General features: G+C 68.9%; 11 protein-coding genes. 8 read left to right on the top strand and 3 right to left on the bottom strand.

Annotated elements, in window-relative coordinates; translation table 11 throughout:
• Positions 1-16: 16 nt before the first annotated feature.
• Genes CLU95_RS16590 through CLU95_RS16600 form a run of 3 tightly spaced genes read left to right on the top strand, consistent with a single transcriptional unit; the run spans position 17 to position 2,288 of the window.
• On the top strand, positions 17-352 hold the full coding sequence (locus CLU95_RS16590) for a hypothetical protein (protein WP_143606007.1): 336 nt from the start codon (positions 17-19) through the stop codon (positions 350-352).
• Complete coding sequence (locus CLU95_RS16595) at positions 349-657, top strand: type II toxin-antitoxin system RelE/ParE family toxin (RefSeq protein WP_099794629.1); 309 nt, start codon at positions 349-351, stop codon at positions 655-657. The genes CLU95_RS16590 and CLU95_RS16595 overlap by 4 nt, the downstream gene beginning before the upstream one ends.
• A complete protein-coding gene (locus CLU95_RS16600) occupies positions 654-2,288 on the top strand; it encodes a GMC family oxidoreductase (RefSeq protein ID WP_099794630.1) in 1,635 nt (544 codons plus the stop codon). The genes CLU95_RS16595 and CLU95_RS16600 overlap by 4 nt, the downstream gene beginning before the upstream one ends.
• A 7-nt stretch (positions 2,289-2,295) precedes the next feature.
• On the opposite strand, the gene tetR is transcribed toward CLU95_RS16600, so the two are convergent.
• Complete coding sequence (gene tetR, locus CLU95_RS16605; protein ID WP_099797346.1) at positions 2,296-2,940, bottom strand: tetracycline resistance transcriptional repressor TetR; 645 nt, start codon at positions 2,938-2,940, stop codon at positions 2,296-2,298.
• Positions 2,941-3,029: 89 nt separating this feature from the next.
• Between tetR and tet the strand changes: the two genes are divergently transcribed.
• The 5 genes from tet (at position 3,030) to CLU95_RS16630 (ending at position 9,943) form a co-directional block, all read left to right on the top strand.
• Positions 3,030-4,289, top strand: a complete 1,260-nt coding sequence (gene tet, locus CLU95_RS16610) for a Tet(A)/Tet(B)/Tet(C) family tetracycline efflux MFS transporter (RefSeq protein ID WP_099794631.1) — start codon at positions 3,030-3,032, stop codon at positions 4,287-4,289.
• Positions 4,290-4,352: 63 nt separating this feature from the next.
• Positions 4,353-5,891, top strand: coding sequence for an L-piperidine-6-carboxylate dehydrogenase (gene amaB, locus CLU95_RS16615; protein WP_099794632.1), 1,539 nt, complete (start codon positions 4,353-4,355; stop codon positions 5,889-5,891).
• Between the two features lie 101 nt (positions 5,892-5,992).
• Complete coding sequence (locus CLU95_RS16620; RefSeq protein WP_099794633.1) at positions 5,993-6,904, top strand: amino acid ABC transporter substrate-binding protein; 912 nt, start codon at positions 5,993-5,995, stop codon at positions 6,902-6,904.
• The gene (locus CLU95_RS16625; protein ID WP_099794634.1) at positions 6,901-8,118 is read left to right on the top strand and encodes a pyridoxal phosphate-dependent aminotransferase; all 1,218 of its coding nucleotides are present in this window, start codon (positions 6,901-6,903) and stop codon (positions 8,116-8,118) included. The genes CLU95_RS16620 and CLU95_RS16625 overlap by 4 nt, the downstream gene beginning before the upstream one ends.
• A 151-nt stretch (positions 8,119-8,269) precedes the next feature.
• On the top strand, positions 8,270-9,943 hold the full coding sequence (locus CLU95_RS16630) for a thiamine pyrophosphate-binding protein (RefSeq protein ID WP_099794635.1): 1,674 nt from the start codon (positions 8,270-8,272) through the stop codon (positions 9,941-9,943).
• Between the two features lie 7 nt (positions 9,944-9,950).
• Here the strand turns inward: CLU95_RS16630 and CLU95_RS16635 are convergent, their stop codons facing one another.
• Together CLU95_RS16635 and CLU95_RS16640 are read right to left on the bottom strand one after the other, a co-directional pair.
• The gene (locus CLU95_RS16635; protein ID WP_082549084.1) at positions 9,951-10,253 is read right to left on the bottom strand and encodes a hypothetical protein; all 303 of its coding nucleotides are present in this window, start codon (positions 10,251-10,253) and stop codon (positions 9,951-9,953) included.
• Between the two features lie 22 nt (positions 10,254-10,275).
• Positions 10,276-11,514 (bottom strand): ammonium transporter, encoded by a 1,239-nt coding sequence (locus tag CLU95_RS16640; protein ID WP_099794636.1) that lies wholly within the window; start codon positions 11,512-11,514, stop codon positions 10,276-10,278.
• Between the last annotated feature and the right edge of the window lie 412 nt (positions 11,515-11,926).

Here is an 11,926-nt window from a genome sequence, read left to right on the forward strand (position 1 = left end):
CTTCCTGGAGACGGACATGTCCACCACATCCCTCAAATTGCCGGATGCCTTGAAGGAGCGCATCCAGCATTTCGCGTCCGAGAGTCACGTGTCGGCCCATGCCTTCATGGTGAGCACGCTCGAAAGCGAAGTGGAGCGCCGCGAAGCGCGTGCGGCGTTCGAGGCCTCGGCCGAGGCTGCCGCCGCCGACATCGACGCGGGCGGTCCGGTCTACGAGGCTGCGGAAGTGCGTCGCTACATCACTGAAAAGCTGCGCGCACGGGGAACAGGCACCCAGGTGGAGCGGCCTCGCGCAATGCAGCGCGAGGGTGCGAAGCCGGCCGCGCGCACCCCCACGGCGCGGCGCAAGTGAGCGTCGCCGTCGTCTTTTCGGCGCAGGCCGAGGCCGACCTCGATCGATTGACCGATTTCCTGGCCGAGACTGATGTCTCGCTGGCACAGGAAACGGCTGAGATCATCTTCGAGGCGGTGCTGATCCTTGAGCGTCATCCCGCCATCGGGCGACGCAGCGCCGGGGGGCTGCGCGAGCTGGTGATTTCGCGCGGACGCTCGGGCTACATCGCGCTGTACCGCGAGCGCCCCACAGAACAACGCATCGACATCCTTGCGATTCGCCATCAACGCGAAGCAGGCTACGGAGGAACCCGGGAACCATGAGCGACACCACCTTCGACTACATCATCATCGGCGCCGGCACCGCCGGCTCGCTCATCGCCAACCGCCTGAGCGCCGACAAAACCAAGCGCGTGCTGCTCATCGAGGCCGGCCGCAAGGACGATTACCACTGGATTCACATTCCGGTGGGCTACCTGTACTGCATCGGCAACCCGCGCACCGACTGGCTCTACAACACCGAGCCCGACGCGGGCCTCAACGGCCGCACGCTGCGCTATCCGCGCGGCAAGACGCTGGGTGGCTGCTCCAGCATCAACGGCATGATCTACATGCGCGGCCAGTCGCGCGACTACGACCAGTGGGCGTCTCTCACGGGCGACGAAGGCTGGCGCTGGGAGAACGTGCTGCCGGCGTTTCGCAAGCACGAAGACTTCTACCTCGGCGCCGACGAGATGCACGGCGCGGGCGGCGAGTGGCGCGTCGAGAAGCAGCGGCTGCGCTGGGACATCCTCGATGCGTTCGCCGATGCGGCCGTGCAGGCCGGCGTGCCGCACACCACCGACTTCAACCGCGGCAGCAACGAAGGCGTGGGCTACTTCCAGGTCAACCAGAAGAACGGCTGGCGCTGGAACACCGCCAAGGCCTTCCTGCGGCCCACCTGCTACGGCCGCCCCAACTTCGAGCTGTGGACCGGCGCGCAGGTGTCGCGCCTGCTGTTCGAGACGCTGCCCGACGGCACGAAACGCTGCACCGGCGCGCAGGTGTGGGACGGCTCCGAGATGACCACGGCGCACGCCGAGTGCGAAGTGATCCTGAGCGCGGGCGCCATCGGCTCGCCGCAGATCCTGCAGCTGTCGGGCGTCGGCCCGGCCGAGCTGCTGCGCCAGCACGGCATCGACGTGGCGGTCGATGCGCCCGGCGTCGGCGCCAACCTGCAAGACCATCTGCAGATCCGCGCGGTCTACAAGATCGAGGGCGCGCCCACGCTCAATGTGCTGGCGTCGTCGATGGTCGGCAAGGCGAAGATCGGCCTCGAGTATTTGATGAAACGCAGCGGCCCGATGAGCATGGCGCCGTCGCAGCTCGGCGCGTTCACGCGCAGCTCGCCCGATCGCGAGTGGCCCAACATCCAGTACCACGTGCAGCCGCTGTCGCTCGACGCCTTCGGCGAACCGCTGCACAGCTTTCCGGCCTTCACCGCGAGCGTGTGCAACCTGAACCCGACGAGTCGGGGCTCGGTGCGCATCAAGAGCGCGCGTTTCGAAGACGCCCCCGCCATCGCGCCCAACTACCTGAGCACCGAGGAAGACCGCAAGGTGGCGGCCGATTCGCTGCGCGTGACGCGCCGCATCGCGCAGCAGCCCGCGCTCGCGAAGTACAAGCCACAAGAGTGGAAGCCCGGCGTGCAGTACCAGACCGACGAAGACCTCGCGCGGCTGGCCGGCGACATCGCCACCACCATCTTCCATCCGGTCGGCACCACCAAGATGGGCGCCGACGGCGACCCGATGGCGGTGCTCGATGCGCGCCTGCGCGTGCGCGGCGTGCACGGCCTGCGTGTGGTCGATGCGGGCGCAATGCCCACCATCACGAGCGGCAACACCAACAGCCCGACGCTGATGATGGCGGAGAAGGCGGCGGGCTGGATTCTGGAAGACAACCGCAACCGCTGAGCCGGCGTCAGCGGCGCGGCTTGGCGCCGCTCTTGGTGTCAGCCTCCAGGCGCGCCTTCGCACCTTCGAGCATGAGGTCCACGCCGACCTCGAACATCGCATCGGGACCGGCCTTGCGGTAACTCGCGAAGGCCTCGGCCAGCAGCGGGCGTGAGGCCGCAGCGGCATCGAGCGCCTGCTGCCGCACTTGCGCATCGGGCGGCGCCGCCTGCTCCTCGAGCACGCAGCCTACGGTGTAGCGGCCCATCGCAATCAACAGCGCCATCGCCTGCGTCGCCGGCAAACCCCGGCTGACCACGGCGGCCAGTTGGGCCTCCACCATCTCGAGGTCGCCCGGATCGGGCTCGGAGCCGGCATGCAGGCGTGCGCCGTCGCGCCGCGCCAGCAGTGCGCGCCGGAAGCTGCGCGCGTTCTCGCGCAAGAACGTCTCCCACGACTCGCCCGCCAGCGGCAGCCGGCGGTCGTGCGCGCGGCGCAGGATCTCGCGGTTCATCGCGTCGAGCAGCGCGCGCTTGTTCTTGAAATGCCAGTACAGCGCGGGCTGCTGCACGCCGAGCCGCTCGGCCAGCAGCCGCGTGCTGAGCTTGTCCATGCCGACCTCGTCGAGCAGCGCGAGCGCGGCTCCGAGGATCACTTCACTGTCCAGTTTCATGTCGATGTGCGTGCCCATCTGCGGGCGAAGGTATGGGCGAATGCGGGGTGCTTCCCAGCCTGGAATTTATCGCTGATAATTCCTTATCAATGATAAATTCTGATCTTTCTTCTCCGTCCGCCGTCGCGGGCGGACGCCATGCGCAGGCGGTGATCCTCGCGATCGTCACGCTCGACGCCATCGGCATCAGCCTTGTCATGCCGATCGTGCCGGGCCTGCTGCGCGAGGTCGGCCACACCGGCGACCTCGGCTGGCGCTTCGGCGCTTTCCTGTCGCTCTACGCGCTGATGCAGTTCCTGTGCGCGCCCGTGCTGGGTGCCCTGAGTGACCGCTTCGGGCGCCGCCCGGTGCTGCTGGTGTCGGTGGCGGGCGCGGCGATCGATGCGCTCTTCATGGCCTTCGCGCCCTCGCTGTGGCTGCTGTTCGTGGGCCGCGCGATCGCGGGCATGACCGGCGCCAACATGGCCGTGGCGTCGGCGGCCATCGCCGACCTCACGCCCGAGCACCAGCGCGCACGCTGGTTCGGCCGCATGGGGGCCTGCTTCGGTCTGGGCTTCATCGCCGGGCCGGCGATCGGCGGCGTGCTCGGCGACCACGGCGTGCGGCTGCCGTTCGTGGCCGCCGCGGTGCTCAACGGCATCACCTTCCTCGTCGGCCTGCTGGTGCTGCGCGAGTCGCGTCCGAAAGCACTCGCCGCCAAGCCCTTCGACCGCGGCGTGCTGCATCCGCTGGCGCCGCTGCGCTGGGCCGCGGGCGTTCCCGCGCTGCTGCCGATCCTGGGCGTGTTCGGGGTGCTCGTGATGGTGGGTGAGGTTGCTGGCACGACCTGGGTGCTCTACGGCGAGGACCGCTTCGCCTGGAACGCCACCACGGTCGGCCTGTCGCTCGCGTGCTTCGGCCTGCTGCATGCGGTGGTACAGGGCTTCGTGGCGGGCCCGGTGGTCGAGCGCTGGGGCGAGCGCGCGGCGATCGCCATCGGCACGCTCGCCGACTGCACGGCCTACGCGCTGATCGCCTTCGCCACGCAAGGCTGGATGGCGCTCGCGCTGTTGCCGCTGCTGTGCATGGGCGGCATCGGCCAGCCGGCGCTGCAGGCGATGCTCTCGCGGCGCGTGGGCGAGGCCGAGCAGGGGCGGCTGCAGGGCGTGCTCGCGAGCCTCTCCAGCCTGGCCTCGGTGGTCGGGCCGCTGGTGATCAGCTCGGTCTACTTCGCGTTCCGCGCGCGCTTTCCGGGCATCGTGTGGCTGGCCGGCGCCGTGCTCTATCTGGTGTGCCTGCCGGTGATGCTGGGGAAGAGGGGGCGCGGCAGCGCCGAAAGGGCGCACGCCGCCGGTGAAGGTCATTCCTGAAACGCATCAGGTCCTTCCATATTTTCGCTATGCAAGGGGGCGGCTTTCGCTGATATTGCGCGGATGTCTGCACCTCACACCCCGCTTCCCGTCGCCGCCGAAGTCGAACAACTGCTGCAGCGCCTGGGCGTGCCCCGCACCGCCCACACCGGCGGCGACCTCGCGGTGCGCTCGCCGGTGTCCGGCGAAGTGATCGCGCAGGTGCCGCAGACCACGGCCGTGGAAGCCACCGGCGCCATCGGTCGCGCGCACGAGGCCTTCAAGGCCTGGCGCAATGTGCCGGCGCCGCGTCGCGGCGAGCTGGTGCGCCTGCTGGGCGAAGAGCTGCGCGCCGCCAAGCACGACCTGGGTCGCCTCGTCACGCTGGAGGCCGGCAAGGTTCCGTCCGAAGGCGCGGGCGAGGTGCAGGAAATGATCGACATCTGCGACTTCGCGGTCGGCCTCTCGCGCCAGCTCTACGGCCTCACGCTGGCGACCGAGCGCGCCGAGCACCGGATGATGGAAACCTGGCACCCGCTGGGCGTGTGCGGCGTGATCTCGGCCTTCAACTTTCCCGTGGCCGTGTGGTCGTGGAACGCGGCGCTTGCGCTGGTGTGCGGCGACTCGGTGGTGTGGAAGCCGTCCGAGAAGACACCGCTCACCGCGCTGGCCGTGCATGCCATCGCGCAGCGCGCCATCGCCCGCTTCGGCGACGCGCCCGAAGGGCTGCTCGGTTTGCTGCTGGGCCCGCGCGACATCGGCGAGGTGCTGGTGGACGACCCCCGCGTGCCGATCCTCTCGGCCACGGGCTCCACGGCAATGGGCCGGCAGGTCGGGCCGAAGCTCGCGGCGCGCTTCGCCCGCGCGATCCTCGAACTGGGTGGCAACAACGCCGCCATCGTCACGCCCTCGGCCGACCTCGACCTCACGCTGCGCGGCATCGCGTTCTCGGCCATGGGCACGGCCGGCCAGCGCTGCACCACGCTGCGGCGCCTGTTCGTGCACGACAGCGTGTACGACCAGCTGGTGCCCAAGCTCGTGAAGGTCTACGGCAATGTGCAGGTGGGCGATCCGCGCGAGGCCGGCACGCTGGTCGGTCCGCTGATCGACCGCGCCGCCTTCGACGGCATGCAGAAGGCCCTGAACGAAAGCCGCGAGATCGGCGCGACGGTGCACGGCGGCCAGCGCGTGGACGGCATCGGCACGCCCGACGCCTACTACGTGCGCCCCGCGCTGGTCGAATTGAAATCGCACGACGGCCCGGTGCTGCGCGAAACCTTCGCGCCCATCCTCTACGTGGTGCGCTACCGCACGCTCGATGAAGCCATTGAGTGGCACAACGCGGTGGGCGCGGGGCTGTCGTCGTCGATCTTCACGCTCAACGTGCGCGAAGCCGAGCGCTTCATGTCCAGCGCCGGGTCGGACTGCGGCATTGCCAACGTCAACATCGGCCCGAGCGGCGCCGAGATCGGCGGCGCCTTCGGTGGCGAGAAGGAAACGGGCGGTGGCCGCGAAGCCGGCTCCGACAGCTGGAAGGCGTACATGCGCCGCGCCACCAACACCATCAACTACTCGACGGCATTGCCCTTGGCTCAGGGCGTGACCTTCGACATCGGCGACTGACCCACCCCGGCCTGTTGTCCTCGCCGCGCAGCACTTCGCTGCAGCGGCAGGGCAGCGGTCGCGCGCATCCCCCCAAAGAAAACCACCAGGAGACAACGAAGATGAAGATGCAACTGAAGAAGACCCTCGCCACCGCCGCGCTGCTCGCGCTCGCCTTCGGCACCACAGCCACCGCGCAGCAGACCCCCACCGGCGGCACGCTCGACAAGATCAAGACCAGCGGCAAGGTCGTGCTCGGCGTGCGCGAAGCCTCGCCGCCGATGGCCTACATGCTGGGCGCGGGCGAGAAGTACGTGGGCTACCACGTCGAACTTTGCGAGCGTGTGCTGAAGGACATCGTGCCTTCCGCGAAGCTCGAGTACATGGCCGTGACCGCGCAGAACACCATCCCGCTGGTGCAGAACGGCACGCTCGATATCGGCTGCGGCCCCACCACCAACAACACCGCGCGCCAGCAGCAGGTGGCCTTCGCGCTCACCACGTACGTGAGCGAAGTGCGCATGGCCACCAAGGTCGACTCGGGCATCACCACGCTCGACCAGCTCGCGGGCCGCAACGTGTCGGCCTCGACCGGCACCACCGCCGTGCAACTGCTGCGCAAGCGTGAGCGCGCGCAGAACGTCTCGTACAACACGATGCTCGGCAAGGACCACCTGGAGAGCTTTTTGCTGATGGAGTCGGGCCGCGCCGATGCCTTCGTGCTCGACGACAACCTGCTCGCCGGCATCATCGCGAACTCGAAGAACCCGACGGCCTACCGCATCGTGGGCGATGCGCTGGGCTCGGAGCCGATCGCGCTGCTGTTCCGCAAGGACGACCCGAGCTTCAAGGCCGCGGTGGACGACTCGCTGCGCAAGCTCATGAAGAGCGGCGAGCTCGAGAAGATCTACACCAAGTGGTTCGTGGCCGCGATTCCGCCGAAGAACACCAGCCTCAATCTGCCGATGAGCCCGGCCCTGAAGCAGCTGCTGCTCGAACCCAACGACAAGCCACTGGAAGCCTACGCGAAGTGACCGGCGCCGCCGTGTTCTCGCCGGCGCAACGCGTGCGCGCCATCAACGTCTCGGAGATCCTGCGCATCACCGACCACGCGCAGGCGCTCAAGCGTGCCGGCCGCCCGGTGATCGTGCTCGGTGCCGGCGAGCCCGACTTCGACACGCCCGAGAACATCCGGCATGCGGCTTCGCAGGCCATTGCGCGCGGCGACACGCGCTACACGGTGCTCGACGGCAGCCCGGCGATGAAGGCGGCGGTGCAGCTGAAGTTCAAGCGCGACAACGCGCTGGACTTCGCGCTCGACGAGATCAGCGTGAGCGCGGGCGCCAAGCAGGTGATCTTCAATGCGCTGATGGCGAGCCTGAACCCAGGCGACGAAGTGATCCTGCCCGCGCCGTACTGGACGTCTTACGCGGACATCGTGCAGATCTGCGGCGGCGTGCCGGTGTCGGTGGCGTGCGGCGAGGAGAACGGCTTTCGCCTGACCGCGGCGCAGCTGCAGGCGGCCCTCACGCCGCGCACGCGCTGGCTGTTTCTCAACTCGCCGTCGAACCCGAGCGGCGCGGCCTACAGCGCCGCGCAACTCCAGCCGATCACCGACGTGCTGCTCGGCCACCCGGGCGTCTGGGTGCTGGCGGACGACATCTACGAGCACATCCTCTACGACGGCCTCGCCTTCGCAACGCCGGCGGCCGTCGAGCCGCGACTGCGCGACCGCACGCTCACGGTGAACGGTGTGTCGAAGGCCTATGCGATGACCGGCTGGCGTGTCGGCTACGGCGCCGGGCCGCGCGCACTGATCGCGGCGATGGCCGTGGTGCAGAGCCAGTCGACCTCGTGCCCGTCGTCGGTGAGCCAGGCCGCGGCGATCGAGGCGCTCACCGGGCCGCAAGGCATCGTGGCCGAGCGCTGCGCATCTTTTCAACAGCGCCGCGACTTCGTCGTGGCTGCGCTCAATCGCACGCCAGGCCTGCATTGCCGCGTGCCCGAGGGCGCCTTCTACACCTTCGCGAGTTGCGCCGGCGTGCTCGGCAAGCGCACCGCCGGCGGCGCGCTGCTGCAGACCGACAGCGACTTCTGCCGCTACCTGCTGCAGGAGTTCGAGGTGGCGGTGGTGCCGGGCAGCGTGTTCGGGCTGGCACCGTATTTCCGCATCTCGTATGCGACGTCGATGGCGCAGCTGGAAGAGGCGTGTGCGCGGATTGCAGCGGCATGCGCGGCGCTCTCGTGAATTTCTCCCTCCCCCGCTGGGGGAGGGCAGGGGTGGGGGCACGCGGCGTATCCATCGCTGCCGGCGCATCCACCGCCGCTTGCCCCCATCCGAGCCTTCCCCCGGAAGGGGAAGGATCGAATACCCAGACCTTCATCACATTGGACACCCCATGACTTCCTCCCGCACCGGCGGCCAGATCCTGGTCGACCAGCTCATCACCCACGGCGTGCAGCAGCTCTTCTGCGTGCCCGGCGAAAGCTTTCTCGCCGTGCTCGATGCCTTGCACGACGCATCGATCGACGTGACGGTGTGCCGGCAAGAAGGCGGCGCAACCATGATGGCCGAGGCGCAGGGCAAGCTCACGGGCCAGCCCGGCATCTGCTTCGTCACGCGCGGCCCCGGCGCCACCAACGCGGCGGCGGGCGTGCACATCGCGCACCAGGATTCGACGCCGCTGCTGCTGTTCGTCGGCCAGGTTGCGCGCGACGCGATGGGCCGCGAAGCCTTCCAGGAGCTGGACTACAGCGCGGTCTTCGGCACGATGGCCAAGTGGGTCGTGCAGATCGACGACCCGGCGCGCGTACCCGAGCTCGTCTCGCGCGCCTTCCATGTCGCGACCTCGGGCCGGCCCGGCCCGGTGGTGATCGCGCTGCCCGAAGACATGCTGACCGAAGCCGCCGTGGTCGCCGATGCGCTGCCGTATGCGGTCACTGAAACCCATCCCGGCGCGGCGCAAATCGCCGAACTGCAGCAGCGCTTGTCGCAGGCGCAACGCCCGGTCGTCATCTTGGGCGGCAGCCGCTGGTCCGAAGCCGCGACGCAGCAGTTCGCGAAGTTCGCCGAGGCGTATGCGCTGCCCGTGTACTGCTCGTTCCGCCGCCAGATGCTGATGTCCGCTGAGCACCCTTGCTATGCGGGCGACCTGGGGCTCGGCGCGAACCCGCGCATGCTGGCGCGCATCCGCGATGCGGACCTCGTGCTGCTGGTCGGCGGGCGCCTGTCGGAGGTGCCGTCGCAGGGCTATGAGCTGTTCGCGATCCCGCAGCCGAAGCAGGCGCTGGTGCATGTGCACGCCGATGCCGACGAGCTCGGCAAGCTCTATCGCCCGACGCAGGGCATCCATGCCACGCCGCAGGCGTTCGCCGAAGCGGTGGCTGCGCTGCGCCCGGCCTCAGCGCCTTCGTGGCAGGCCGAGACGAAAACCGCGCGCGAAGACTTCCTGCGCTGGAGCGATCCGGCTCCTGTCCGCATTCCCGGCCCGCTGCAGATGGGCGAGGTCATGCAGCACCTGCGCGAGGTGCTGCCGGCCGACACCATCTTCTGCAACGGCGCGGGCAACTTCGCCACCTGGGTGCACCGCTTCTGGCCGTTCCGTGCGTTCGCGAGTCAGCTCGCGCCGACCAGCGGGTCGATGGGCTACGGCCTGCCGGCCGGCGTCGGCGCCAAGCGCTTGTGGCCCGCGCGCGAGGTGGTCGTGTTCGCGGGCGACGGCGATTTCATGATGCACGGCCAGGAGTTCGCGACCGCCGTGCAGTACGGCCTGCCGATCCTCGTGGTGCTGCTCGACAACGGCATGTACGGCACGATCCGCATGCACCAGGAAAAGCACTACCCTGGCCGCATCAGCGCCACGCAGTTGAAGAACCCCGACTTCCGCGGCTACGCCGAGGTGTTCGGCGGCCACGGCGAACGCGTGACCACGACGGAAGAATTCGGCCCCGCACTGGCGCGTGCGCGCGCCAGCGGCAAGCCGGCGATCCTGCATTGCCTGCTGGACCCCGAAGCGATCACGCCCGCGAGCACGTTGCAGTCGATCCGCAAGGCGGCGTTGGCAGCAGGCTGAAACGTCGTCAGCGCAGGCCGCCGACGTAGCGCGGCGGCGGCGTGGGCGGCAGGCCGTCGGGCTGGCGCGCCGCCAGCCGCGCGGCGCGGGCCAGCGGCTCCATCGCCTGCTCCAGCCGCGTGGCGAGCTGGTCGAGTTCGTCGTCTTTCGTTTCGGCGGCGTGGATGCGCGTCATGCGCACGATCTCGGCGGCGTACTCGGCGTTGGTGGCCATCCATTCGGTGTCGGTCACGCGTCCGTGCTTGCGCCGCAGCGCCACGTGCAGGCGGGCGGCGAGGGCGATGCGTTCGCTTTCGGACATGGATGGCATGGCGGGGTCTCCGTCTTTTGGGTCAAGCTCCCAGGTGTTCCTTGTGTTGAGCAAGATCGAGGCCCACGAGTTCGCTCTCGGGGTCGACGCGCAATCCGACCAGCACATGCACGAGGAACAAGACGATGGCCGTGCCCGTCGCGCTGTAGATCGCCACGCTGCCGACCGCGATCGCCTGCGTCAGCACGTTGCCCGTCGCGCCCGAGATGCGCGGGTCGGCGAACACGCCCGTGAGCAGTGCGCCCACGATGCCGCCGATGCCGTGCACGCCGAACACGTCGAGCGAGTCGTCCGCACCGAGCAGGTGCTTCAGGCCCGTGGCGCCCCAGTAGCAGGTCAGCCCGGCGATGGCGCCGATGGCCAGTGCCGCCAGCGGCGTGACGAAGCCGGCCGCCGGCGTGATCGCCACCAGCCCGGCCACGAGGCCGGAGCACAGGCCCAAGAGCGAGGGGCTGCGGCGCACGATCCATTCGCCGATCATCCAGCTCATGGCGCCGGCCGCCGCCGCGATGTGCGTCACCAGCATGGCCAGGCCGGCGCGCCCGTCGGCCGCCACCGCCGAGCCCGCATTGAAGCCGAACCAGCCCACCCACAGCAGGCCCGCGCCGGTCATGGTGAGCGCCAGGCTGTAGGGCTCGAAGGCCTCGCGCCCGTAGCCCCGGCGCGGCCCGAGCGCATAGGCGCACACCAGCCCCGCGATGCCCGCGTTGACGTGCACCACCGAGCCGCCCGCGAAGTCGAGCGCGCCCATCTGCGCGAGCCAGCCGCCCGGCTCCCACACCCAGTGCGCCACGGGGGCGTAGACGAGCACGCTCCACAGCAGCGCGAACCACAGCAGCGCCGAGAAGCGCATGCGCTCGACAAAAGCGCCGAGCACCAGCGCGGTGGTGATGATCGCGAAGGTGAGCTGGAACATCGCGTAGACCGACTCCGGCACGTTCGGCGCCACATGGCTCACGGCCACCTGGCCGGCGTCTTTCAGGTACTCGAAGCCCGAAAAACCGATGCGCGAGAGCTTGCCCAGCCAGGGCCAGCCGGGCGTGAAGGCCAGCGAGTAGCCGAGCGCGAACCAGGTCAGCGAGACCACCGCGGCGATCGCCACCACCCCGGCCATGGTGGCCAGCACGTTCTTGCGCCGGACCATGCCGGCGTAGAAGAGCGCGATGCCGGGCAGCGTCATCAGCAGCACCAGCGCGGTCGACGTCATCATCCAGGCGGTGTCGGCCGCGTTCAGGGAGGCTTGGGGTGCCAGCAGGGCCATGACCGTTTCTTCTTGGAGTGGTGGACAGGAGGCCTGTGTGCACGAGTCATGCCATCTTGTTAACGGCTGAAACACTTTCGTTTCCCAACCGAGGGGTCGAAGTAACACGAAGCGGGTAATTCCTAATGCACTGGGCCGGTGCGCGCTTGCACAATCTGCGCACTCGCGACGGGCCCTGCTCGTACTGCCGAGGGTCCGAGGAGACAAGCTTCCGATCGATCAACAAGAACATTCTTCAAAGGCTCCGTACGAGATGCCTGTCTGATATTTGAAAAGCGCCGCTGGTCGGCGCTTTTTTTTTGCCCGCTCGCAGCGCGATCTCGGGCGCTTTCCTCCAAGCCAAACAAGCCTCCTGGCCAACCGGGGTCGGCCATGACAGCTATCGTTTCGATAGCGAATCCGGTGAGACAAT

This window comes from Variovorax sp. 54, assembly GCF_002754375.1.
GTDB lineage: Bacteria > Pseudomonadota > Gammaproteobacteria > Burkholderiales > Burkholderiaceae_C > Variovorax.

Bases quoted from the DNA above. Each gene is read 5' to 3' on its own strand.
- CLU95_RS16590 (WP_143606007.1), top strand. From the start codon at position 17: ATGTCCACCACATCCCTCAAATTGCCGGATGCCTTGAAGGAGCGCATC.
- CLU95_RS16600 (WP_099794630.1), top strand. From the start codon at position 654: ATGAGCGACACCACCTTCGACTACATCATCATCGGCGCCGGCACCGCC.
- tetR (WP_099797346.1), bottom strand. From the start codon at position 2,940: ATGAAACTGGACAGTGAAGTGATCCTCGGAGCCGCGCTCGCGCTGCTC.
- tet (WP_099794631.1), top strand. From the start codon at position 3,030: ATGATAAATTCTGATCTTTCTTCTCCGTCCGCCGTCGCGGGCGGACGC.
- amaB (WP_099794632.1), top strand. From the start codon at position 4,353: ATGTCTGCACCTCACACCCCGCTTCCCGTCGCCGCCGAAGTCGAACAA.
- CLU95_RS16620 (WP_099794633.1), top strand. From the start codon at position 5,993: ATGAAGATGCAACTGAAGAAGACCCTCGCCACCGCCGCGCTGCTCGCG.
- CLU95_RS16630 (WP_099794635.1), top strand. From the start codon at position 8,270: ATGACTTCCTCCCGCACCGGCGGCCAGATCCTGGTCGACCAGCTCATC.
- CLU95_RS16635 (WP_082549084.1), bottom strand. From the start codon at position 10,253: ATGCCATCCATGTCCGAAAGCGAACGCATCGCCCTCGCCGCCCGCCTG.
- CLU95_RS16640 (WP_099794636.1), bottom strand. From the start codon at position 11,514: ATGGCCCTGCTGGCACCCCAAGCCTCCCTGAACGCGGCCGACACCGCC.